The 22,056-nt window shown below is 39.2% G+C and carries 27 protein-coding genes; 9 read left to right on the top strand and 18 right to left on the bottom strand.

Annotated elements, in window-relative coordinates; translation table 11 throughout:
- Positions 1-129: 129 nt before the first annotated feature.
- The gene (locus JOC54_RS05850) at positions 130-1,356 is read right to left on the bottom strand and encodes an ABC transporter permease (RefSeq protein WP_204465100.1); all 1,227 of its coding nucleotides are present in this window, start codon (positions 1,354-1,356) and stop codon (positions 130-132) included.
- Entirely contained in the window at positions 1,353-2,096 is a 744-nt protein-coding gene (locus JOC54_RS05845) for an ABC transporter ATP-binding protein (RefSeq protein WP_035418578.1), read from the bottom strand. The genes JOC54_RS05850 and JOC54_RS05845 overlap by 4 nt, the downstream gene beginning before the upstream one ends.
- Positions 2,097-2,269: 173 nt before the next feature.
- On the opposite strand from JOC54_RS05845, the gene JOC54_RS05840 reads away from it, so the two are divergent.
- The 3 genes from JOC54_RS05840 (at position 2,270) to JOC54_RS05830 (ending at position 4,602) form a co-directional block, all read left to right on the top strand.
- Positions 2,270-2,698: an HIT family protein gene (locus JOC54_RS05840; RefSeq protein ID WP_204465098.1), complete on the top strand. Its 429-nt coding sequence runs from the start codon at positions 2,270-2,272 to the stop codon at positions 2,696-2,698.
- Positions 2,699-2,844: 146 nt separating this feature from the next.
- Positions 2,845-3,918, top strand: coding sequence for a 3-phosphoserine/phosphohydroxythreonine transaminase (serC, locus tag JOC54_RS05835; protein WP_204465096.1), 1,074 nt, complete (start codon positions 2,845-2,847; stop codon positions 3,916-3,918).
- A gap of 135 nt (positions 3,919-4,053) precedes the next feature.
- A complete protein-coding gene (locus JOC54_RS05830; protein ID WP_035418575.1) occupies positions 4,054-4,602 on the top strand; it encodes an HTH-type transcriptional regulator Hpr in 549 nt (182 codons plus the stop codon).
- 40 nt (positions 4,603-4,642) lie between these two features.
- Here the strand turns inward: JOC54_RS05830 and JOC54_RS05825 are convergent, their stop codons facing one another.
- Both JOC54_RS05825 and JOC54_RS05820 read right to left on the bottom strand, forming a co-directional pair.
- Positions 4,643-5,263 (bottom strand): YpmS family protein, encoded by a 621-nt coding sequence (locus JOC54_RS05825; RefSeq protein WP_204465094.1) that lies wholly within the window; start codon positions 5,261-5,263, stop codon positions 4,643-4,645.
- A 132-nt stretch (positions 5,264-5,395) separates the two neighbouring features.
- Positions 5,396-5,491 carry a YjcZ family sporulation protein gene (locus tag JOC54_RS05820; protein WP_081761143.1) on the bottom strand — a complete coding sequence of 32 codons (96 nt, stop codon included), beginning with the start codon at positions 5,489-5,491 and terminating at the stop codon, positions 5,396-5,398.
- A 345-nt stretch (positions 5,492-5,836) separates the two neighbouring features.
- Here JOC54_RS05820 and JOC54_RS05815 point away from each other — a divergent pair, with 345 nt between their 5' ends.
- The gene (locus JOC54_RS05815) at positions 5,837-6,886 is read left to right on the top strand and encodes a peptidylprolyl isomerase (protein ID WP_204465080.1); all 1,050 of its coding nucleotides are present in this window, start codon (positions 5,837-5,839) and stop codon (positions 6,884-6,886) included.
- Positions 6,887-6,906: 20 nt separating this feature from the next.
- Here JOC54_RS05815 and JOC54_RS05810 read toward each other — a convergent pair whose 3' ends face one another.
- The 5 genes from JOC54_RS05810 to JOC54_RS05790 form a co-directional block, all read right to left on the bottom strand.
- A complete protein-coding gene (locus JOC54_RS05810) occupies positions 6,907-7,185 on the bottom strand; it encodes a sporulation YhaL family protein (RefSeq protein ID WP_204465079.1) in 279 nt (92 codons plus the stop codon).
- Positions 7,186-7,261: 76 nt separating this feature from the next.
- Positions 7,262-8,221, bottom strand: coding sequence for a 3'-5' exoribonuclease YhaM (gene yhaM, locus JOC54_RS05805; protein WP_204465078.1), 960 nt, complete (start codon positions 8,219-8,221; stop codon positions 7,262-7,264).
- 95 nt (positions 8,222-8,316) lie between these two features.
- Positions 8,317-9,729, bottom strand: coding sequence for a sensor histidine kinase (locus tag JOC54_RS05800; protein WP_204465077.1), 1,413 nt, complete (start codon positions 9,727-9,729; stop codon positions 8,317-8,319).
- Positions 9,726-10,406, bottom strand: a complete 681-nt coding sequence (locus JOC54_RS05795; RefSeq protein ID WP_204465076.1) for a response regulator transcription factor — start codon at positions 10,404-10,406, stop codon at positions 9,726-9,728. The genes JOC54_RS05800 and JOC54_RS05795 overlap by 4 nt, the downstream gene beginning before the upstream one ends.
- A 149-nt stretch (positions 10,407-10,555) precedes the next feature.
- On the bottom strand, positions 10,556-10,888 hold the full coding sequence (locus JOC54_RS05790) for a hypothetical protein (RefSeq protein ID WP_204465075.1): 333 nt from the start codon (positions 10,886-10,888) through the stop codon (positions 10,556-10,558).
- A gap of 108 nt (positions 10,889-10,996) precedes the next feature.
- Here JOC54_RS05790 and JOC54_RS05785 point away from each other — a divergent pair, with 108 nt between their 5' ends.
- Positions 10,997-11,176 (top strand): YhzD family protein, encoded by a 180-nt coding sequence (locus JOC54_RS05785; RefSeq protein WP_035418567.1) that lies wholly within the window; start codon positions 10,997-10,999, stop codon positions 11,174-11,176.
- 24 nt (positions 11,177-11,200) lie between these two features.
- Here JOC54_RS05785 and JOC54_RS05780 read toward each other — a convergent pair whose 3' ends face one another.
- The 3 genes from JOC54_RS05780 to JOC54_RS05770 all read right to left on the bottom strand — a co-directional run bounded on the left by JOC54_RS05780 (position 11,201) and on the right by JOC54_RS05770 (position 13,772).
- Positions 11,201-12,055 carry an HAD-IIB family hydrolase gene (locus JOC54_RS05780; protein WP_035441563.1) on the bottom strand — a complete coding sequence of 285 codons (855 nt, stop codon included), beginning with the start codon at positions 12,053-12,055 and terminating at the stop codon, positions 11,201-11,203.
- Between the two features lie 145 nt (positions 12,056-12,200).
- Entirely contained in the window at positions 12,201-12,557 is a 357-nt protein-coding gene (locus tag JOC54_RS05775; RefSeq protein WP_035418565.1) for a YlbF/YmcA family competence regulator, read from the bottom strand.
- Between the two features lie 75 nt (positions 12,558-12,632).
- A complete protein-coding gene (locus JOC54_RS05770; protein WP_204465074.1) occupies positions 12,633-13,772 on the bottom strand; it encodes a DUF445 domain-containing protein in 1,140 nt (379 codons plus the stop codon).
- Between the two features lie 155 nt (positions 13,773-13,927).
- Between JOC54_RS05770 and JOC54_RS05765 the strand changes: the two genes are divergently transcribed.
- From JOC54_RS05765 to JOC54_RS05750, 4 genes are all read left to right on the top strand, one after another.
- Positions 13,928-14,158: a DUF5342 family protein gene (locus JOC54_RS05765; RefSeq protein ID WP_035418563.1), complete on the top strand. Its 231-nt coding sequence runs from the start codon at positions 13,928-13,930 to the stop codon at positions 14,156-14,158.
- Between the two features lie 43 nt (positions 14,159-14,201).
- Positions 14,202-14,372, top strand: coding sequence for a hypothetical protein (locus tag JOC54_RS05760; RefSeq protein ID WP_162831875.1), 171 nt, complete (start codon positions 14,202-14,204; stop codon positions 14,370-14,372).
- 67 nt (positions 14,373-14,439) lie between these two features.
- Positions 14,440-15,300, top strand: coding sequence for a PucR family transcriptional regulator (locus JOC54_RS05755; protein WP_204465072.1), 861 nt, complete (start codon positions 14,440-14,442; stop codon positions 15,298-15,300).
- A 113-nt stretch (positions 15,301-15,413) separates the two neighbouring features.
- Complete coding sequence (locus JOC54_RS05750; RefSeq protein WP_035418561.1) at positions 15,414-16,511, top strand: ABC transporter ATP-binding protein; 1,098 nt, start codon at positions 15,414-15,416, stop codon at positions 16,509-16,511.
- A 53-nt stretch (positions 16,512-16,564) separates the two neighbouring features.
- Here JOC54_RS05750 and JOC54_RS05745 read toward each other — a convergent pair whose 3' ends face one another.
- The 6 genes from JOC54_RS05745 to JOC54_RS05720 all read right to left on the bottom strand — a co-directional run bounded on the left by JOC54_RS05745 (position 16,565) and on the right by JOC54_RS05720 (position 21,933).
- Complete coding sequence (locus tag JOC54_RS05745; RefSeq protein ID WP_035418559.1) at positions 16,565-16,771, bottom strand: alpha/beta-type small acid-soluble spore protein; 207 nt, start codon at positions 16,769-16,771, stop codon at positions 16,565-16,567.
- Positions 16,772-16,886: 115 nt separating this feature from the next.
- A complete protein-coding gene (locus tag JOC54_RS05740) occupies positions 16,887-18,416 on the bottom strand; it encodes an acyl-CoA carboxylase subunit beta (protein WP_054793557.1) in 1,530 nt (509 codons plus the stop codon).
- 11 nt (positions 18,417-18,427) lie between these two features.
- Positions 18,428-19,213 carry an enoyl-CoA hydratase-related protein gene (locus JOC54_RS05735; RefSeq protein WP_437183516.1) on the bottom strand — a complete coding sequence of 262 codons (786 nt, stop codon included), beginning with the start codon at positions 19,211-19,213 and terminating at the stop codon, positions 18,428-18,430.
- Positions 19,197-19,412, bottom strand: coding sequence for an acetyl-CoA carboxylase biotin carboxyl carrier protein subunit (locus JOC54_RS05730; RefSeq protein ID WP_035418557.1), 216 nt, complete (start codon positions 19,410-19,412; stop codon positions 19,197-19,199). The genes JOC54_RS05735 and JOC54_RS05730 overlap by 17 nt, the downstream gene beginning before the upstream one ends.
- Positions 19,409-20,773 carry an ATP-binding protein gene (locus JOC54_RS05725; protein WP_204465070.1) on the bottom strand — a complete coding sequence of 455 codons (1,365 nt, stop codon included), beginning with the start codon at positions 20,771-20,773 and terminating at the stop codon, positions 19,409-19,411. The genes JOC54_RS05730 and JOC54_RS05725 overlap by 4 nt, the downstream gene beginning before the upstream one ends.
- Positions 20,774-20,784: 11 nt before the next feature.
- Complete coding sequence (locus tag JOC54_RS05720; RefSeq protein ID WP_204465067.1) at positions 20,785-21,933, bottom strand: acyl-CoA dehydrogenase family protein; 1,149 nt, start codon at positions 21,931-21,933, stop codon at positions 20,785-20,787.
- Positions 21,934-22,056: the final 123 nt, after the last annotated feature.

Genomic DNA, 22,056 nt, shown 5'->3' with positions numbered 1-22,056 from the left:
CTCCCTGCAGAAATTTCCGTTTCTCCTTACGCTCGTTCCGATAAATGATACGAAAAGACGATTAATCCTAATTTAGATTAATCGTCTTTCCATTCTGTTCATATCCTATTGTGCATGCCTCTAAAAAAATTAACGCACTCGACGATACTTTCCTTTTTTCCGATGCACGAGAGTCTGACTGCCGTAAAAAGCAAGCAATCCTGCTAAAGTTAGCGCTGCAAATGCATAGACTGGAGGAGCCGTGAAGATTGTCACTGTACTATAAACAACAACGAGGACAAACAATAACCGCAACGTAATTAAACTAAGTGCTTGTTTCTTTTCATCCGATCGAATTGGATAAAGGTCTACCCAAATACTTGAAACGTGGTGAAATGACAGCGTCGATAGTTGCATCATTGTGATGTGAGTAAACAATAACGCTATTGCAAGTTTCATCCAACCTTCTGGAAGAAAATAAATCATGATGCCACCCACCGCCATTAAGCGGACAAACATACCTAAATAATCATTTGCACGGATAAAGGTACGGGCATATAAGTAATGATATACAGCTTTTTTTGTACCACCAAGTAAAGGAATTGCCCATTGCAGATATGTACGTTCTCTTACTTTATTACGTAATTGAGGTACATCCGTAAAAGCATTTGCAATTCGATAAAAGAACATAACCATGCTGTTTTCCACTTCAATTAAACGATCCCACTTTAACGCATATTTCTTTTGAAACGAGCGCCAATAAAACATGTATAAACTAATCATTAAAACAAGTAATATGCCCGTTAACCAAATAGTTGCTTCAGAGAAGAGCAAATAAGCCGTAACCCCATTTATGATTAGTCGCAATATAATATGCGAAAGGCGATCTCCTCTTGAGACTAGACGTTGTTCTTCCCAGACGCACAGTAGGTTCCAACATTTTACGATACATAAAACAAGTAAAACGGACCAAAAGACCGCACCAGAGCCAATGAGAGCCGTAAACATCGGACCGATTGCCATGAATAATAAAAGAATATAAGCTAATTGCCACAAGCTCGAATAAGCGATTGCCCGTTTAAAATAGTCTGTTAAATGGGCCTCATAGGGCAATAAGAAGACGACATCTGCTGGCTTAACAAATGTCCGAATGGACCCAGCTGTTAAACGCCATGCAAAAAGAGCCGTTAATAATGGAACAAGTGGAAAATCTGGTGAAAGGTCGGCAACAAACTGTTGGTAATAAACCGTCAAAAATAAAAATAAGAAATAAGCGGAAACAACAAACCCACTATTTAAAATAAGCTTTAAATAACTTCTTGCTTCACGCCAATAATGATGGCGCCTGCTCTCCCATAATGTTTTTGCATCCGTCATTGGCGATCTTCCTTAGTCATCTCAATATAAATATCATCAAGGGTCGCATTAGGCTGTTCAATTGCTACTCTCATTTCAGCTAGAGTTCCGGTTAAAACAACCTCACCTTGATGCAAAATAACAAACCTGTCACAGTAGCGCTCAGCAGTCGCTAGGATATGTGTAGACATCAAAACAGCAGCACCTTGTTCCTTCATTGCTGAGATCCAATTCAAAAACGATTGTATGCCCACAGGATCTAATCCAACAATTGGCTCATCAACAACATATAAAGAGGGCTCAGCTAAAAAAGCACTCATAATCATTACTTTTTGACGCATCCCTTTTGAAAAATGATTCGGATACCATTTTTTCATTTTTGACATATGAAATTCTTTTAACAACTTTTCTGCTCGTTGGACAAAGACATCGTGTTCAATTCCATATGCGACACTTGTTAACTCTAAGTGTTCCCAGAGCGTCAATTCATCGTAGAGCATTGGTGTTTCAGGTATGTATGCAAAAGATCGACGGTACGTATCTGCATCATCGGAAAACTGTAAATCATTGATCTTTACTTGTCCCTTTTGCGGATCCATTAGCCCAAGAACATGCTTTATTGTTGTACTCTTTCCCGCCCCATTCAGTCCGATTAGACCGACAATCTCTTCTTGTTTCACCGTAAAGGAAACATTATGCAAAACAGGTTTTTTCGGTGTGTAGCCACCCGTTAATTGTTCAATTTTCAATAAATCAGACATGCAAATCATCACTCCCTTGTTGTAGTTTAGCAAAAATAAGCTTGAAGCGCACTTTCAACACCTAGATATAAGTAATTCCCCATATTTTTCAATATTCCTGTAGTATATTATTTGATCTTTTTTTTCGATACACGTACACTAAAATAACAAAAAACATAGAACGAGGTGTTTTGATGTCGGACTGTATATTTTGCAAAATTATTGATGGTTCCATTCCGTCAGTTAAGCTGTATGAGGATGATCAAGTTCTTGCTTTTTTTGATATTTCTCAAGTAACAAAAGGGCATACTCTTGTTATTCCAAAAGATCACCATGAATCCATTTATGAGCTTCCTGAAAAAGTAGCGACTCATCTATTCTCAGTTATTCCGAACATTGCTAACGCATTAAAACGTACTTTTGAGCCTACAGGTTTAAACCTTTTAAACAATAATGGTAAAGACGCTGGACAAACAGTCTTTCACTATCATATTCATTTAATTCCAAGATATGGTGAGCCAGGGCTGCACGGCGCACTATGGGAGAACGCTTCCAATGACGTTAATGTCAATCAGTTAGCGGACTATGCTCAAGAAGTAATGAAAAATTTAACGCAAAAGTAACAGACAATCTGCTAATCACGTATTAGCAGATTTATTTTACCAGAAAATAAATTTCACTTGAAAAACTTTTAAAATTGAGTCCGTATTTCTTACAAATATGATATGATCTAAACATACTTTAAAGCAATAAAGAGGAGTCGTTTCGCATGAGTACTATTTATAATTTTAATGCCGGACCGGCAGCATTACCTAAAGAAGTTTTGCAAAAAGCTCAAAGAGAAATGGTGGAATACGGAAATACAGGCATGTCTGTAATGGAGTTAAGCCATAGAAGTAATGCCTATGAGGACATACATAATCAAGCAATTTCTCGTTTAAAGTCGATTGCAAATGTAAACCAGGATTACCATGTACTTTTCATGCAAGGTGGTGCGAGCCTTCAATTTACGAGCGTTGCCCAGAATTTTCTGAAGGGTCAATCTAATTATATTCTTACAGGTGGTTGGTCTGAGAAAGCAGCAGCAGAAGCTCAAAAAATCGGAAACGTCGTAATAGGCGCTTCTAGCAAAGAAAATCAGTATAGATCAATTCCATTATCTGATACGCTGCTATACGATTCTAACGATTCCTATATGCATGTCACGTCAAATAATACGTTATATGGCACACAATGGCAATCGTTCCCAGACGCTTCAATACCTCTCGTATGCGATATGTCAAGCGACATCTTATCACGATCAATCGATATGAATCAGTTTGATCTCGTTTACGCTGGTGCCCAAAAAAACCTTGGCCCTGCTGGTGTTACCGCTATATTTGTGAAAGATTCTTTTCTAAAGCAAGCCAATAAAAACATTCCAACAATGCTATCCTATCAAACCTACGCGGATTCTAATTCGTTGTATAACACGCCACCTGTTTATTCTATTTACATGCTTAATTTAGTACTTGAATGGATTGAAGAGCGTGGCGGCATTGATTATATTGAAGATCAAAATGATCAGAAAGCAAAGATTGTCTATGAGGCCATTGATTCAAGTGACGGCTTTTACAAAGGCCACGCACAAATCGATGCACGCTCAAAAATGAACGTAACCTTTACGCTAGCTACGGAGGCATTAACCACTACCTTCTTAAAAGCGGCAGCTGATGCTGGTTTTGTTGGACTGCCTGGTCACCGATCTGTTGGGGGCTGTCGTGCTTCCATCTATAATTCGGTCTCACTTGAATCTTGTGAAGCTTTAGCGAAATTCATGAATCAATTTAAAAAAATGGTTTAACTAAGGTCATTCAAAACCTAGTTTTTTACCAGAAGATTTTGCTTTATTTCTTTTCAATTATTCTGCATAATATAAGAAGGTATTTAAGAATAGTATATGACTATAATCGTTTATTCTGTTTAAGGGGGATCGTCCATGAATCATGTTCTAAAAGACTCCGTTATGTATAGCTATAAGATGGCTGTATTAAGCAAAGCGTTATGGAAATCAGTTGAAAGAGATTGGCAAGCATGGATTAAACCTTTTGACCTTAATCTAAATGAACATCATATTTTATGGATTGCTTATCAATCCGATGGAGCATCGATTTCGGATATAGCGACACACGGAGTCATGCATGTATCTACCGCATTTAATTTTTCTAAGAAATTGGAATCACGAGGTCTTCTCACATTTTCAAAAAAAGAAGAGGATAAAAGAAATACATATATTTGTTTAACTAGTGCTGGGAAGGCACTTTTCTGCGAAACAATGAGTCATTTTAACGAAAAGACATATAATGTCTATCAAGGGACTCTTCCAATCAAAGAGTTATACGGTAAATTTCCAGAGTTCTCTGAGTTAATAAGTGTTCTACGTCATTTGTACGGCAATGATTTTATTGATCAATTCGATCACCAACTTTTAAATTTCACCAATGAACTTGAAGAAACAGAAGGCAAGCTTTCATTAAACCCTAATTAAGAAGCGTCTTCTTTAGTCAGAACATAAAAAACCGCAACGATTAGTTTTCCGTTGCGGTTTCTTTGCGGATTAAACTTAATTCAATTTGATCATCTGCTAAGGCTACTTGTTTAAACTGAAGACCGTATGGAGACAGTTCATCCATCTCATTCAGCTCGAGCAGGATGGCTTCATCTTCAGGATGGATGTGTATCCACTCAGGTAGTTCCGCAAACTGATTAAACATTCTTAATGCGTTGCTAGCTGAGATTGAAACCACGCCAGCCGATAAGCTATTTGCTTGTAACACTAACGAACCATCGTCACGAACAAGCGGATCAAACATCATATGTATATCCACTTCAGAAAATAGAACATCTAATTCACCTGTTAAATGAATTCCATCTTCTTCTAATTGAAACTGAAAAGGCATCTCGTCCTCACTAACTAAATCGGTTAATAAAACATTGGTTTGTTCCCGGTCCAACTGAAACGTGACTAATTCGGCTAAATTGCCGTCACTCGTTGCTGGAGGCAATGATTGACTCTCACCTTCAGCAAATAATCTGGACACAATGATAACGATTGTTAGGATGAGTACAGTAAACAACGTAAGGATTGTAAAAAATCCAATCCGATAAAAACGATTTCTACTACCAGTTTGACTTGCATCTCTTTGCACGATATACCTCCGCTTCTTCTCCTAAATTGGTCTAAGAGTAAACATACATTTCTTATACCCTAACTTACTTGATTTGAATAGCCATTTTTATGAATTACAAAAAAAAGCCTGAGTTTCCTCAGGCTGAGTACATTAAGCTATCCAAGAAGCCCCAATAATTACCAATAAGATAAATAAAACCACAATTAAAGCAAACCCGCTATTGTATCCTCCACCTGCATAACTCATGTACATTTCCTCCTTTGATAATTTCACATTGTTTTTGATAGAAAGCACCTTGTAACAAAGACTTTTGTTGAATTATTACAAGGCTTTCAGTGAAGCAGTTGCTTACACCTGCTTTACACAAGTGCTTGAAACACTTCTCTGTGCTTTGTTACCATATCCTATGCAGAATTGAAATATGGGTACTGGGCGTTTTACCCAATTTTAGTGACTTCCCCGTGATTGTTGACTATTTTTTTTTATGGTATAGTAGGTTTTGTGTACGAAAAGATTGGGTAAATTATCTAATTGTCCTTCTTTGATTGTACAAGCTATTGAACGACTAGATACGACCAAGGAGTGTGCCAAATGAAGAAAATCTCACTAATTGCTTTTAGCGCCGTTTCTCTTACAGTACTCGCAGCTTGTAATAATAGTGATGACCAATCACCTATTGCGACAATTGATGGTGGAGAAAACATTACAGCGCAAGATCTTTTAACTGAATTACAGGCAAACCAGAATGGAGCACCACTTCTACAAAATGCTTTTTTCGGAGAACTTTCTTCTCAGCTTTTAACGCTAGCTAGCGAGGATATGGATATTACTGACGAAGAAATTGATGAAATGATTGCTTCCATGCAAGAAGAATACGGAGCTGCCGATGAAGAAGAACTTATTAACATGTTCTCAATGGTCACATCAATTGAAGATCGGGAAGGTTTAATTAATGACGTTGTCTTACCTGAGCTGACGTTAATGAATCTACAATCAGAAGGCGTTGATTTGTCTCAGGAAAATCTTGAAGCTCATTACGATGAAAACAGTGATGAATTCGATACAATCTCTGCTCGCCATATTTTAGTTGAAGATGAAGAAACAGCAAATGAAGTATTGGATCGCTTGGAGAGCGGCGATGACTTTGCTGATTTAGCTGCTGAATTTGGTACAGATGGAACGGCACCAACAGGTGGTGAACTTGGCCAGTTTAGTCGTGTTGCCCCTCCAATGGAGCCTGTTTTCTTAGAAGCAGCTTTTGGATTAGAACTAAACGAAGTAAGTGAACCTGTTGAAACAGAAAATGGATTTCACATCATAGAAGTGACCGAACAATCTTTTGGTTTTGAAGCAAATGCAGAAATGGTGGAACGTGCTTATATTGAGCAAGAAGGCACCAATATGATGGTTGTTATTCAACAGTTATTAGAGACGTATGACGTAAATGTGGAAGATGAATTCTATCAAGGAGTCATTGATCAAATTACAGCGACCCCTGCCGAAGAGGAACAACCAGTTGAAGAAGAACAACCAGCTGAGGAAACACCAGACGCTGATGAAGAAGAAACGCCTGCTGAAGGCGAAGAAGAAACAGAGGCACCTGCTGAAGAAGAATCAACTGATGAATCTGAGGAAGAGTAAAAAAAAGACAGCTGGCTAAGTCAGCTGTCTTTTTGCATTGCATTTCTGCGGGCTTCTTCTATTCTTTCCATATACACATTGCCTTCTTGCTCAATCCATTCTTGATCCACTTCATTTTCGTCTCTAATCGTTTTTACCCACATATAGCCACTAAAGCCAATTCCAACAATTAATAAGTAAATCCACCAAGGGCTTGCAAGAACAATTGCTCCAATTGATGTTTGCGTGAGAATGAATGCCACGATAAGTGCGGCAACCGTACCTAGTGCTACTAGTTGGCTTGTCTGTTTCGTTTTCATTAGAAAGTCACCCTTTTTCGTAAAGTTTGGATTCTATTCTAATTGTATTCAGACAAGCAATGAAATAGAACGTTACTTATAAATCAAGTGGTTTTTTATGAAAAGTAGGCTTATAGAAGCTGCGATTTTCAAGAGCCATAACGCGTTCAGAGAACTCTCCAGGTTCTACGCGTTCAAGTACACGGTCCATCATATTAATTTTTGCGTCTACATTATCAATAAGGTGAAGTACCTCTGCTTCACGAATAACTGGAGCTTTTGGACTCCCCCACTCACCTTTTCCATGGTGACTCAACATTAGATGTTGTAAGATCAATAGCTCTTCTCCATCAATACCTAATTCTTTGGCTGCTTCAGCAATTTCATTCGCACCGATTGAAATATGTCCCAGCAACTTTCCTTCTAGTGTATACGTTGTATCAATAGCACCCGATAATTCACGTACTTTTCCTAAGTCATGGAGAATGACCCCTGCATAAAGTAAGTCCGGATCTAATGATGGATAAAGTTGAGTGAGACTTTTAGCAATCCGTAGCATTGAAACAACGTGGTAGGCTAACCCCCCCATAAATTCATGATGGTTTTTAGTAGCTGCAGGTGATTCAATAAATGCTTGCTGATGTTTTTTGACTAAAAAACGAGTCACTCTTTGAATGCTTGGATTTTGTATCTCAAAAATATATTGATTAACCTCATCTAGCATTTCTTCAGCAGATAGGGGAGCAGAGCGAACGAAATCATTGATTTTCACTCCATCCATTGGGGATGTAGGACGAATGCTTGCAATCTTTAGCTGTAACCGTCCACGGTAATCTATGACATCTCCTTGGATATGTACAATAGTCTTGTTTACAAATGTGGTTTCGTCCTCTGGCGATACTCCCCATAATTTCGCTTCAATCTCACCAGTATGATCACCTAATATCAATGTTAAAAAAGCTTTTGAATTGCTAGCAATTTGCTTTGTAGCCGTCTTAATTAATAAGTATCGATCAACCGCTTCTCCGACTTGATGATGCTTAATTCCTTTGTCCATCATAATCACCTCATACTGTCTAATCTTCATTCTAGTATAGCATACATACGTAGCGAAACTGTTGATCGATTTACACAAAAGAAAACAAGAACTGGTTATTCCATGTTCTTGTTTCCTTGGTCACGCTTCTTCTCTTTTTTCTTGCTTTTTCCTTCCGATAATAAGCTTGTTTTCGGTATTCTTATGGTAAAGCGAACACCCTTCTCAACATTTTCAACAGTTGCAGAACCATGATGCAGCTCAGCTATTTGTTTTACAATAGCCAACCCTAGCCCAAACTGCCCCTTATTTCCTTTATAAAAAGGACTGAAGAGTTTATTTAGGTCTGCTTCAATCGGATCGCCTTCATTCTCGACAATGAGATACGAATTAAACTCATCCTCATCTGCTCGAATTAACAACGTTTCATGGGCGTAGCGAAGACCATTCTCAACTAAATTTTCAAGTAAAACTTCACATTGTTCAGGGTCCACTTGAATCATTCGCTCTGCACCTTCGACTTCAATCGTCACATCTTCTCGCTGGTATCGAAAGCGCTCTTCAATTTGATAGGCTAATCTGCCAAAAGGAAAGGTCTCCACGTTGAGCTGATCTTTTTTCATTTGATCTAACTTCGTGTAATAAAGCATATCAATCACGCGACGTTCCATCCGGTTTGCTTCTTCCGTAATCACGTCCATCGTTTGATTCAAATCTTCTTTTGGTAAGATGCCATCTTTAACAGACTGCGCATAGCTTTTTATAACCATGATTGGCGTCTTCAACTCATGGGAAGCATGCTGAATAAAGGTTTTTTGCGCTCTGTCATAGCTATTCAAGTTCTGACGCATCCGCTCAAACTGGTAGGACAAGCGTTCAAAGTCTTCATCTCCTTCCCAGCGAAGCGGTTCCTGCCAATTGCGATTGGCAATTTGTTCTAAGTGATTTTCGAGCACAGCTAACGGTTGACGTAGATAGTGTTTTAGCCAGATTGCGGGAAGTAAGCTCAAAGCACTCGTTAACAACAGTAGATAGAGAAGTCGTTCCCATAAATTTTGGACCATCTCATCACGGTATGTGTCCCACATATACGTAAACAAATAATCTTCATTTGTGAACTTATTTACGACATAAAACAAGGTTTGGTCATCATAGGTTAATTCATACTCGCCTCGACTACTTGTTTGTTCTCTCGCATTCGTAATCATTTCTTCGAACGTTGACTTGGGTGGTGGCAATAAGATGTCGTTAACCCTTATTCCTACGGGACTATCACTTACGAAAAAAGAAACGGTCGCTCTTTGCTCTTGCCTTGATTCATGAAAACCGGGTTGCCCAGGTAAATATTCTGGTGTTTGATTCTCTCCAGAAAAAATCTGTTCAACGCTATTATCAATAATTTGGTATGTCTCTTCTGTTAAGGCTCCGCGTATAGATAATGGATACACAATGATAATCGATAACGCTACAAGCACAATTAACGAAACGAATGCTAACCAGATTCGTCTCGTCAAATTTATTTTTATCATGAGGATAAGATACGGTAGCCATACCCGTAAAGCGTCTCTAGATGAATTCGCGGCATTTTTTTACGAACCCGTCGAACAACATCGTCAACTGCACGCTCTGAACCGAAATAATTTTCGCCCCAAACATGTTCAATGATTCTCTCACGTGAAAATGCTTTACCTACTTCAGCAGATAAAAGTAGCATTAAATCCATTTCTTTTGTCGTTAAATCTACAGCTTCATTATCTGCTTCAGTGTCCAAAATGGTTCGCCCGATCGGATCAATACTATACGCATTTAAATCAATCTTTTGAACTTCCGAGGAGCTTGTCCCATAAACACGATTTAAAAGTTTCTTTGCCCGAATAATTAATTCTTGTGGCAAAAACGGTTTTGATAAATAATCATCACTTCCCATTTCCAAACCAAGAACTCGATCCAGATCTTGATCTCTTGCTGAGATAAAGATGACCGGTGTATCTTCTTTCTCTTTAATTGCTTTTAATACTTGGTACCCATCTGTTCCCGGTAACATAATATCAAGCACCCATAAATGTGGTTTCCCTTCAACAGCCTCAACAGCAGCATCACCATCTGCAAATATAGTGATGTTCCATCCTTCTTTTTCCATATATGCTTTTAATACTTGCGATAAGTTCGCTTCGTCTTCAACTAAATAGATGTTATATGTCTCCATCTAAAGTCCTCCCTTACATCCTTCTTGTACTTTTCATTTTACATAATTTCTGGGCTGAGCGCGAACTTTGTGAACAATTTACGCAATCTCCCTAATTTTTATCAGTTTTTCGTGCAAATATGTAAAAGAGGCATGCTCATTTGAGCTGCCTATAAAAGAGCAATCGCCGTTAATGCTGTTAAGGGCAAAACCCAACGTCTCCATCCATAAGGTCTAAAGCCCGGGTAACCACCATAAGGAGGATAACCAAAGCCAGGACCGTAACCAGGACCAAAACGACTTTGTTGATTCATCGATTGAAACCCCTCTAGTAGAGTGATTTGCATTGGATACTCGTTTTGATCAACCGGATAAAGCACATGCACGTTTTCTTGATCAACATACTCAACCACTGACTCGAACTCTTCACCGTTCTCTAGGTGAAGTTTAACAGGATAATTTGTATACTGTTGACAAAGCGAATGAAGTTCCTTGGTTCCCATCTTTATTCCCCCTTTTCTTCTACTCTATTCAGTACTTTTTAATAGGTGAATGCACAAGCATTCCATGATATACTGATGAAAACGCTATCATAAAGGAGTGGATTTGAAATGACCTATTACTTGACCGCATTCAATAAAGATAGCTCTGTCGTTTTAAACGAAAAGATTGAAGCAACTTCTGAAAATGAAGCCATTCAAGAAGCAAAGACTCGATTAGAAAACGCAGAAGCAACAAAACTAACACATCGACTCACGCATAATGGAAAGATGATTTTATTTGCACGCTAAAAAAAGCAGACGATGTCTGCTTTTTTATTTTTCCACTTGCAGGCGCAATTGCTTTCGAAACACTTCATGTACCATGTAAGCAAATCCGTCTTGTTCAATTGTTCGTGTTACCCAATCAGCTGATGCTTGCAGACGATTGCTGCCATTCCCCATCGCAACACCTAAACCTACCATCTCGACAAGCTCAATATCTTCGTCATCAACACCGATATACACAATTTGATCCATTTCAAGCCCTCGTTGATTAATTAACCATTGCAGCGCACGCGTTCTTCCTGCGCCACTGCCAACAATCGTACATGACGCATTCTCGTTTTTCGTTATCTCCACTTCTTCAAGTTCTTGTTTTAAAATAGAACAAATATGATCCATATCCGCTTGTTCATCACATTTTAGTGAGACATTTAATGGTCCTTCACCTTCTTTTAAAACCTGTTCATAAAGTGATTCTACATAAGTAGTTGGATATAGAATTTGTTCACCAGGTGCACTTAACGACATCCTCGCCAGCAGCGTTTGTTTTTGAATTGGTCGTTGCGTTACAGAATGATCTTTGTACATTAACCGTACTTCACAATCAAAACGTTCCAAGACATGACACAAATCTAGCGCTGTATCCATACTTAGGGGACGGTTAAACCACTCATTTTGTTCTGTATCAGAAATAAAAGCGCCGCTATGAGCGACAACAACACCTTCTAATTTCAATGAACGTATCGCTTTTTTGGCATAAGAAAAGGATTGCCCTGTCATCAATACGACAGGTACACCTTTCTTTGCCAAATAAGATACCGCATTTTTGGTTTTTTTGCTCATCTTGTTTTCTCCACCAAGAATCATCTTATCCATATTGACAGCTACCAGTTTGTAGGTTTTCACTCGCTGTTCCTCCTCAACGTTCTCTTGTTGTCTTTCGTGCGTCCTTGCCCTGCCCTTGTTTAACTTTTATGCAATTTTTTTTGAAGTAGAACATTCTATAGATCAAAAAAATCCCTGCTAGAAAATAGCAGGGATTGAAAGGTCATTATTGTTCAGTTGATGGATCGCCGTAAATTTTTTCAAGTGGTTCAGTAATAATTTTGTTCAAGTCTGTAATGATGACACTTAGACTCTGCTCCGCTTCCATTAGCTTAGAGATAAGCTCATGCTGCTGTACAAGTTCAAACTGTTGCTGAGCTTGTTGTGCTTCTTCTTCAGAAATTTGCATGCCTTGCATTTGCTTTTGTTGAAGTTCTAATTGTAGTTTACGGAAATTCTCAAGCATTTTTTTAGCAATTTCATCTGTTTCGATTTGTTGATGAAGTTCTAATAATGACTGAAACTCGTCACTAGCTGCCAATGCGTCTTTCAGTTCGTGTGCTTTATCGTACGTCGTGCTCATTCATAATCACTCCTCATATCTAGTCCAACCGACTATAACATGTGTAGACACTTAAATCACGTCATAAGGGTCGATTTAATAAAAAAAGTGAACAATAATGGCTTGTACAAGGCCAACAATACCTCCAATTAAGCCACCTAAAAACGTAATCATCCTCAGTTCTCGTTTCGTAATGTTCATAATCAACTGTTCTAGGTGAGCCATTGAAAAGGAAGAAACCTGCTGTTCAATGATTTCTTCTAAATTTAAACGCTTAAGGACACTTCCCATATTTTGTTGCAAATTCTGGGATAAAATCTTAACGAGCTCAGGCGCCCATTTGGAAGCAATCGGTTCAATAAACGGTTCCGTCCACGTATGTAGAGGTGCATCATACCAATTAAGAACCGGAATTTGACCTTGAAGTCCATCCGTAACGCGGTCAATTACCCCATCGACATACTGTTCTGCCTGATAGCTTGATAAAGGTCGATCGAGCATCTGATTCCACTCTCGAGCAAGTAATCCATGTAGCATATCTCTCGTCCGCTCATCATCTAAAAACTTTCGTATTTCTGGCAATGCTAAATCAACTAATTTTTCACTTGATAAAAACATTGAAACCATACCGCCTAACTTGCCGCGTGAAGACAAGAACTGTTTCGCCATTGCTCTACTTTTAGCCATTCCTTCTTCGCTATCAACATAAGCACGAGCTTTTTTCAAGATGAGTGAGGAAGCTTCTGGCAACCATGCGGTGATGTTCGCTTGTAATTCAATCGGAACAATTTTGCGTGCTGAAGTCGTTCCGTTATCGCGCAGAAACTGTAAAATTCTTTTCCTCAACCAGTCTTTGGACCGAATAACAATTTGCTCTTTACCATTGTCAAAGCTCAGAAGAGGCTTAAGTAAAGATTCAACCGTATGTTCGCTTCTTAACCATATATAAATCTTTGATTTTAACCAAGCATTTATTTCATTTGTAAATAGTTCGCTCCCTATTTTTTTCCCTAAACCCTCAGCTGTAACTAGATGGTTTGCAACAATGTTTCCTAACTGCTTAGAAAGCTCTCCTTGTCTTCTAGGCAGTAACCCTGGTGTAAAAGGAAGTTGCCATTTCCCAATATAGTAAGCACGATGAGGTCGAAACAACATTCTTATAGCAAGCGCATTTGTCGCTGCCCCGACGATTGCTCCAACAACCGCTAATAAACCGACTAGTGATATCCACTGCACATTGTACGCCTATTGCCTTAATTGCAACAGACTGCCTCCTTTAAATAAAAAATCATTTATCTTCTATTATAGCTGATTTTTTAAAGCGCGAACATGATGCATATGGTAAACTAAAAATGAAAGCCCTTTCATCTTTTTAATTGGAGGTTTTTTTCATGATTGTACATTTTCAATATAAGCCCTTGACTGTTTTAGGAAGAAAGCAAAAATGGGCATTTTCTTGTTACTACGAAGGAAGCTTTGTTTCGGGAACCTATCATCATAACGGTGATATTCTTTGGCAGTCTGGTCCACATGAACCAGAAAAGCAGAAGTTTTTAAAAGAAGCGATCCATGATTTAATGCTGTACCATGTATACGAATCCGAGCATCAACCAAACGTATAAAGCTTTAGTTAGACGGCATGCTAACCAAGAAGGAGGCATGTTCATGGTAGAAAAAAACAAGGATAAAGAAAGTCGATTAGCCTATGAATTAGACGTTGATCGCTATGTGAACGAAGGTCTAAACGGCGGTCGTGTTGACCCACATTCAGGTGGATTGATCGAAGAGTCTCTGCCAACACCAAAACAAAATAAAGCAGATCGCGACACAAAATAGAGAGCCAAGCTGGCTCTCTATTTCTGTTATACTGAAAGTAAGAGCTGGTAAGAAAGGTATGTGAACTATGGAAGAACTGCTAAGAAAATCCTTTGAGCATGCATTATGGGTTAATGGGGACTCTCTTGAGCATCGCTGGGTTCTCCAGCATAATCAGAGCATGCTTTATTTAAATCGCTCGAAACTAACCGAGCGCGAACAACTATTATTATCACTATTCCTATCCGAATCAGCAAGTGTACCGCCACCTCAAACACTCATTGAAAAACAATGGCATGCTTTTTTATACGGAGAGGGGACTATTCCTGACGAGCACACTCTTTTCACCGCCGTTCACTTTCATTTAGAGCAGTCATTAGACGATGTTCTTTCTTTTCGTGAAGCTGTTTTAGCTTCTTTTCCAACGCAAACAACAATTATTTGGAAAACACCCGTTAATGGCATGTTTTTATTTAAAATGGAAGATGAATTTCTCGATTTACAAGCAATTGTTGAACTCATCGAGGCCGATTTTTATACAGGAGTGCAGTTATTTTTAGGTGTACCGACAAAGGGATTACGACTTAAAGAAGCCTTAACCTTTGAAGGCGAATTATTTTTGCGACGCTTGAATCAACGAGCTGGCCAAACCGTTTTTAATGCGTCTGAAGCTGGACTAGCTGAATTAACTGCTGGAATTCCGATTGAGCTTTTCAAAAAAATGCAATCTCACTTTTTCCCTAACGATATTCTAAATGATCGCGAGCTAATAAAAACAATTCAAGTTTTCTTGAAGAATAATATGAATATGTCTCAAACGGCTAAAGAGCTACATCTGCATCGAAACAGCCTTCAATATCGACTTGATAAATTTAGTACACAAACAGGAATAGATGTTCGCGTATTTTATCAATCCGCATTAACCGCTCTACTTTTGGCGAAAAAATAACTTTTTGGACATTGTGCACAAGGTTATCTTCTGTTTTTTTGTGCACAATGAACATAGTTTTTTCAGATGTAAGGGGTTACAATTTAGACAGTTAATAAAGAGGGGGAACCGAAATGTCGTCGATTCAACTTAATAATGTGTATAAAGTATATGATGGAGATGTAACCGCTGTAACGGACTTCAATTTAGATATTGAAGATAAAGAATTTATTGTATTTGTTGGTCCTTCAGGTTGCGGAAAATCAACAACCTTACGAATGATTGCAGGTCTTGAAGAAATCTCACAAGGAGATTTGATTATTGGCGATAAGCGCATGAATGATGTTGCACCAAAAGATCGCGACATTGCAATGGTTTTCCAAAACTACGCGCTTTATCCTCACATGAATGTGTATGATAATATGGCGTTTGGCTTGAAATTACGTAAATTTAAAAAAGAAGAAATTAAAGAGCGTGTAAACAACGCAGCTAAGATTCTTGGTTTGGAAGAAATGCTTGACCGTAAACCAAAAGCAATGTCTGGTGGACAACGGCAGCGTGTTGCGTTAGGACGGGCAATTGTTCGTGATCCACAAGTATTCTTAATGGATGAGCCACTATCAAACTTGGATGCCAAGCTTCGTGTGCAAATGCGTGCTGAAATTACAAAGCTACATAAAAGGCTGCAAACAACAACAATTTATGTAACGCATGACCAAACTGAAGCGATGACAATGGCAACGCGTATCGTTATTATGAAAGACGGTTTCATCCAGCAGATTGGTACACCTAAAGATGTCTATGACAATCCAGAAAACATCTTTGTCGGTGGCTTTATTGGCTCTCCTTCAATGAATTTCTTGACAGGTAAATTAGACGGGAATGATTTCTTAATTAATAACCAGCGCATTCGTGTTCCTGAAGGAAAGCTCTCGGTTCTTCGTGAACAAGGGTTTGTTGACCAAGAATTAGTACTAGGCGTACGTCCTGAAGACATCCATGATGAGCCTGTATTTATCGCTTCTTCTGAAGATACGAAGATCAGTGCTTTAATTGATGTAGCTGAGTTAACAGGAGCAGAGACCGTCTTATACTCTTCTCTTGAAGGGCAAGAATTTGTTGCACGTGTTGATTCTCGTACAACAGCTCAAGGTGGAGATACAATTGAACTAGCCTTCAACATGAACAAAGCGCATTTCTTTAACCCTGAAAATGAACAACGCATTCGTTAAATAAGTTGAAAAGAGGCGATCAATGATCGCCTCTTTTTTTCCATTTTATAGAATTATTTTTGGTATCCGCCACCCATTTGTTGTTCAGCCATTTGAACTAGGCGCTTAGTGATTTCCCCACCTACTGAACCGTTCGCACGAGCTGTAGTGTCAGGACCAAGGTTCACTCCAAATTCTGAAGCAATTTCATATTTCATTTGATCAATTGCTTGTTGAACGCCAGGTACAACAAGATTGTTTGAGCTTTTGTTATCTGCCATGATTGTTTCACCTCCCTGTGTACTTATAGAATGTCTCGCTAAAAACGTTTATATGTATCATAAATCATAAATTTATTGAGGGAAAAAAAGGAAGCAACGCAAGCGTTGCTTCCTTTCAAACTGGGTATACCGGATGTTTTCGCTCGGTAAATTGAATATCCTTTGTTTCATAAAGTGAAAAGCGGTCAATTAATTCCGAGCGCAAATCATTTCCATTAACAATACCATCAACGATTAGTTCAGAAGCTAATCGATACACATCAATGTTCTCTTTATACTCTTCCCGCTTGCTTGCGATAAATGACTGCCTCTCCTCTTCTGGTAGCTCAGCAATTTTATTCGCATATACAGCGTTAACAGCTGCTTCTGGTCCCATAACAGCAATTTGAGCTTGTGGTAAAGCAAGGCAACAATCTGGATCAAATGCTGGACCAGCCATAGCATAGAGACCAGCTCCATAAGCTTTTCTGACGATAATTGATATTTTAGGAACGGTTGCCGATGCCATTGCAGAAATCATTTTTGCGCCATGTCGAATAATCCCAGCACGTTCAACTTTTGTCCCAATCATAAACCCAGGGATATCTGCTAAGAACAATAATGGTATATGAAACGCATCACATAAGGTGATAAAACGAGCTGCTTTATCAGCTGAATCGTGAAACAATACCCCACCCTTTGCTTTCGGTTGGTTGGCAATAATTCCAATCGCTCTGCCGTTTAACCGAGCGAATCCAGTAATTAATTCCGGAGCGAATTTCTTCTTCATTTCAAAAAAACTATCGTTATCTACTAATCGATCTAACAAGTCATACATGTTAAAAGGGGCGTTTTGGTTTTTGGGAATAAGGTCCTCGATTGTTTTAGGTAAATCTTTTGGACTTTCTCCGCCAATGTGAGCTACGGTTTCTTTATAGCTTTTTGGCATATAGCTTAAATATGATTTGGCTTGGGCAATGGCTTCATGCTCATTTTTAGCTAGGATATCACCACAGCCTGATACAGAACAATGCATCGATGCGCCACCCATCTCTTCTAAAGAGACATTTTCACCGATGACCATTTGCGCCATACGAGGTGAGCCTAAATACATGGACGCATTGCCGTCAACCATAATCACGACATCACAAAAAGCTGGGATATAAGCTCCTCCAGCTGCTGAAGGGCCAAATAGAACGCAAACCTGAGGTATTTTTCCTGAAAGCTTTACCTGATTATGAAAAATTCTTCCCGCTCCTCTTCGACCTGGGAACATGTCAACTTGATCGGTTATTCTTGCTCCTGCAGAATCAACGAGATAAAGCATTGGAACGGCCAGTTTCTCAGCAGTTTCTTGAATGCGAATGATCTTTTCGACCGTTCTCGCACCCCACGAACCAGCTTTTACCGTTGAGTCATTGGCCATGACACAAACTGGTTTTCCATCAATTGTTCCCATTCCGCAAATGACACCATCCGCTGGTAATCCTTCTGCTTCATTATTGGCAAATAAGCCGTCCTCGAAAGTTAAACCATTATCCAGCAGCAATGTTAAGCGATCTCTTACAAATAGTTTTCCTTTTTCTGCGTTTTGCTTATGGTATTTTTCCTGCCCGCCGTGATAAATAGCTGATTCTTTATCCGTTTTTAAATCTTCTACTTTCATTTCAATCACTCCTAATGGCCTTGATAATGCGGCTTTCGTTTTTCTTTAAACGCCGTTAATCCTTCCATTCGATCTTTGGTATTAATGGTCCGTTCATAAGCTATGTTTTCTTGTACTAATCCTTCTTCAAGTGTTAAAGACCTGCCAGATTCAATTGCATATTTAGCTGCTCTTACGGCAATCGGACCATTTGCTGAAATTTTAAGAGCCAACTCCATTGCTGTTTTCGCAACTTCTTCATGAGGGACTGCATACTCACATATCCCATAAGCCAACGCATCTTTTCCATTGAAGCGTCTCGCCGTATAAATTAATTCTTTCGCTCGACTCTCACCAATCAATCGTGGCAGTCGCTGTGTTCCCCCGGCTCCCGGAATAATCGCAAGGCTTGTTTCTGTTAATCCATAAAGCGAGTCTTCAGAAAATACCCTTATATCACCAGCCAAACTCAATTCTAAACCTCCGCCAAACGCATGACCATTTGCTTCAATAATGACTGGTTGAGGTAAGTTTGCGACCATTTCGATTACTTCACCAATACGTTTAACAGCTTTACGAGCTTGTTCTTGTGACATCTTTGCCCGTTCTTTTAAATCCGCTCCTGCACAAAAGCTTTTCTCACCGCTTGATGAGATAATGACCACATGTACATCATCTCGGTGCATTAGCTCTTGACAAGCTGAAGCCAAATGATCAAGTAGTTCTGATGACATTGCGTTTGCGGCATCTGGTCGATTTAAGGTAAGTTTGCATATTTGTTCACCTTCAACTTGAATTAAATTAGTCTTCAAGTTCAATTAAAACGTCTCCTTCATTGACGAAATCACCTTCTGGCTTATGAATCGTTTTTACTTTTCCACTCACCTCGGCTTCAATTGGGATCTCCATTTTCATTGATTCTAGAATAACGACCTCTTGCCCCTCTGTGATTTGATCCCCTTCTTTTACCGTTACTTTCCAAACGTTACCTGCCATCGTTGCTGTAATTTGACTCATTTCTTCTCCTCCTCTAGTTTTACTAATTCAGAACCATATTGTTGGATAAATGACGTCTGTGCATCTCCACTTTTAAAAACCGGGTGCTGACTAATTCCTCTTAAAGTTGGTAAATTTGTTTTAATGCCATCGACAATATACGCTTGCAAAGCATCTGTTAATTTAGCAATAGCATCCTCCCGACTAGTACCAGTTACAATGAGTTTTGCGATCATCGGGTCATAAAATGGCGTAATTACACTACCAGCTTTCACTGGACATTCATGCCTAATGTAATCCGCAACAGGTTTTTTGATGTCAGTTATTGTTCCTGGTGATGGTAAAAAACGGATCGGGTCTTCCGCGTAAATTCGAACTTCTATTGAATGACCTTGAGGCTTTAACTCATTTTGTTTCCATGGCAATTGCTCTCCGTTTGCTATTCGAATTTGCCATTCAACTAAATCCACATCGAATATTTCCTCTGTAACAGGGTGTTCTACTTGTAAACGCGTGTTCATCTCCAAGAAATAGAACATTCCGTCTTCATCTACTAAACATTCAATGGTTCCAGCATTTTTATACTGAATAGCTTGAGCAGCTTGTATCGCCATCTGACTCATGTCTCGTTGTGTTTCTTCGGTTAGAAACGTTGCAGGAGCTTCTTCTAACACTTTTTGATGTCTTCTTTGGATCGAGCAATCTCTTTCTCCAAACGTTAACACGTTCCCCATATGATCAGCTAGAAGTTGAATTTCAATATGTCGAGGATTTTCAATTTTCTTTTCTATATACAGTGAGCTGTCACCAAAGAACATCGTTGCTTTTTTACGGTTCTTTTCAAAGGCATTGCGGCAATCTTCATCAGAATAACAAAGGTCAATACCAATGCCGCCACCACCAGATGCAGCTTTCAACATTACAGGATATCCAATGCGATTGGCTTCTTTTATCGCCTCTTCAATAGTTGTCAACATTGAACTACCTGGAACAACAGGTATTCCCGCTTTAATCATTGACTCACGGGCTTGCAGCTTGTCACCCATTAGAGCAATTGCTTCAGCAGAAGGGCCAATAAACGTAAACCCTTTCGATCGACAGTTTTCTGCAAATGAAGCTTGTTCTGACAATAAGCCATACCCTGGATGAATCGCATCTACTTTTGCTTGTTTTGCCACTTCAAGAACCCGATCTTGATTTAAATAACTTTCATGAACCCTTGACCCACCAATATGATACGCTTCGTCCGCTAGTTGAACGTGTTCAGCATGCTGGTCTGCTTCAGAATAAACAGCGACAGAGCGTAAGCCCATTTTTTTACATGTCCGGATAATGCGCGAGGCGATTTCTCCCCTATTTGCTATTAAGACCGCTTTAATCATTAGTATTCCTCCTATCTTCCAAGACCTAAGTGACGTGCAATAACTAGTCGTTGAATTTCAGAAGTACCTTCACCAATTTCAAGCAGTTTAGCATCCCTTAACATGCGCTCTACTTCGTATTCCTTCATATAACCGTAACCACCGTGAATTTGAATGGCTTGATTACACGTTCGTGTTGCCATCTCAGAAGCAAACAATTTAGCATAAGCAGCTTCTTTACCAAATGGCTTGCCATTGTCTTTTAAATAAGCTGCTTTCTGAACCATCGTCCGCGCTAACTCAATTTCCATCGCCATATCGGCGAGCTTGAATTGAATGGCTTGAAACGAACTAATTGATGTTCCAAATTGCTTCCGTTCTTTTGAATAAGCGAGGGCGCGATCAAATGCTGCCTGTGCAATTCCAACGGCCAGTGCGGCAATGGAAATGCGTCCTCCATCAAGTGTATATAAAAACTGACTAAACCCTTTTTCCGGGTCGCCGAGAACATTTTCTTTCGGAACTCTAACATCTTCAAGGATAAGCTCACATGTATTTGATGCACGAACACCCATTTTGTCATAATTGGATGAAATCTTAAAACCCGGAGAATCGGTAGGCACAATGAAAGCAGAGATTTTCTTTTTGCCATTTTCTCGCTGACCTACTACTGCTGTTACTATGACAGTCCTTGAATATTCTGCATTCGTTATCCAGCATTTCTCACCGTTAATAACGTATTCTTCGCCTTCTAACCTCGCCTTTGTTTGCGTACCACCTGCATCTGACCCGGCATTAGGCTCTGTTAAACCAAAGGCACCCAGAGATTGCCCCATTGCAAGTGGCGTTAAGTGCTCTTCTTTTTGCTTTTCGGTACCATAATAATAGATCGGACTTGCCCCAAGCGAAACGGCTGCTGCATAACTTAGGCCAGTACCACCGCATGCATAACCAATTTCTTCAACAGCAAGCGCATATGAAATGGTATCACCACCAGAGCCACCATACTTCTCTGGAAAAGGAATGCCAAGAACACCAAGTTCACCAAGTTTCTTAAAAATGTCGGAAGCAAAGCGTGATTCTTTATCTAACTCAATTGCAAGTGGAGCAATTTCTTTTCTCGCGAATTGTCTAACCATATCGCGAATCATCGTTTGGTCTTTTGTTAACGTCATTGTCATAGTCTATACTCCTTCATTTGTATTCTGAACGACCGCTCAGAATTATTCATTACGAAATTAATTAATGAAAGCGCTATCAAAATCGTAACGTACTCCTATAAGGAAGTCAAATCATTTCTCTTA

This window comes from Shouchella xiaoxiensis, assembly GCF_016907895.1.
Taxonomy (GTDB): Bacteria; Bacillota; Bacilli; order Bacillales; family Bacillaceae_D; genus Shouchella; species Shouchella xiaoxiensis.
This window is presented reverse-complemented; position numbering and strand designations above follow the sequence as displayed.

Excerpts from the sequence above, each read along its gene's own strand:
- JOC54_RS05850 (WP_204465100.1), bottom strand. The coding sequence starts at position 1,356 with ATGACGGATGCAAAAACATTATGGGAGAGCAGGCGCCATCATTATTGG.
- JOC54_RS05845 (WP_035418578.1), bottom strand. The coding sequence starts at position 2,096 with ATGTCTGATTTATTGAAAATTGAACAATTAACGGGTGGCTACACACCG.
- JOC54_RS05840 (WP_204465098.1), top strand. The coding sequence starts at position 2,270 with ATGTCGGACTGTATATTTTGCAAAATTATTGATGGTTCCATTCCGTCA.
- serC (WP_204465096.1), top strand. The coding sequence starts at position 2,845 with ATGAGTACTATTTATAATTTTAATGCCGGACCGGCAGCATTACCTAAA.
- JOC54_RS05830 (WP_035418575.1), top strand. The coding sequence starts at position 4,054 with ATGAATCATGTTCTAAAAGACTCCGTTATGTATAGCTATAAGATGGCT.
- JOC54_RS05820 (WP_081761143.1), bottom strand. The coding sequence starts at position 5,491 with ATGAGTTATGCAGGTGGAGGATACAATAGCGGGTTTGCTTTAATTGTG.
- JOC54_RS05815 (WP_204465080.1), top strand. The coding sequence starts at position 5,837 with ATGAAGAAAATCTCACTAATTGCTTTTAGCGCCGTTTCTCTTACAGTA.
- JOC54_RS05810 (WP_204465079.1), bottom strand. The coding sequence starts at position 7,185 with ATGAAAACGAAACAGACAAGCCAACTAGTAGCACTAGGTACGGTTGCC.
- yhaM (WP_204465078.1), bottom strand. The coding sequence starts at position 8,221 with ATGGACAAAGGAATTAAGCATCATCAAGTCGGAGAAGCGGTTGATCGA.
- JOC54_RS05800 (WP_204465077.1), bottom strand. The coding sequence starts at position 9,729 with ATGATAAAAATAAATTTGACGAGACGAATCTGGTTAGCATTCGTTTCG.
- JOC54_RS05795 (WP_204465076.1), bottom strand. The coding sequence starts at position 10,406 with ATGGAGACATATAACATCTATTTAGTTGAAGACGAAGCGAACTTATCG.
- JOC54_RS05790 (WP_204465075.1), bottom strand. The coding sequence starts at position 10,888 with ATGGGAACCAAGGAACTTCATTCGCTTTGTCAACAGTATACAAATTAT.
- JOC54_RS05785 (WP_035418567.1), top strand. The coding sequence starts at position 10,997 with ATGACCTATTACTTGACCGCATTCAATAAAGATAGCTCTGTCGTTTTA.
- JOC54_RS05775 (WP_035418565.1), bottom strand. The coding sequence starts at position 12,557 with ATGAGCACGACGTACGATAAAGCACACGAACTGAAAGACGCATTGGCA.
- JOC54_RS05765 (WP_035418563.1), top strand. The coding sequence starts at position 13,928 with ATGATTGTACATTTTCAATATAAGCCCTTGACTGTTTTAGGAAGAAAG.
- JOC54_RS05760 (WP_162831875.1), top strand. The coding sequence starts at position 14,202 with ATGGTAGAAAAAAACAAGGATAAAGAAAGTCGATTAGCCTATGAATTA.
- JOC54_RS05755 (WP_204465072.1), top strand. The coding sequence starts at position 14,440 with ATGGAAGAACTGCTAAGAAAATCCTTTGAGCATGCATTATGGGTTAAT.
- JOC54_RS05750 (WP_035418561.1), top strand. The coding sequence starts at position 15,414 with ATGTCGTCGATTCAACTTAATAATGTGTATAAAGTATATGATGGAGAT.
- JOC54_RS05745 (WP_035418559.1), bottom strand. The coding sequence starts at position 16,771 with ATGGCAGATAACAAAAGCTCAAACAATCTTGTTGTACCTGGCGTTCAA.
- JOC54_RS05740 (WP_054793557.1), bottom strand. The coding sequence starts at position 18,416 with ATGAAAGTAGAAGATTTAAAAACGGATAAAGAATCAGCTATTTATCAC.
- JOC54_RS05730 (WP_035418557.1), bottom strand. The coding sequence starts at position 19,412 with ATGAGTCAAATTACAGCAACGATGGCAGGTAACGTTTGGAAAGTAACG.
- JOC54_RS05725 (WP_204465070.1), bottom strand. The coding sequence starts at position 20,773 with ATGATTAAAGCGGTCTTAATAGCAAATAGGGGAGAAATCGCCTCGCGC.
- JOC54_RS05720 (WP_204465067.1), bottom strand. The coding sequence starts at position 21,933 with ATGACAATGACGTTAACAAAAGACCAAACGATGATTCGCGATATGGTT.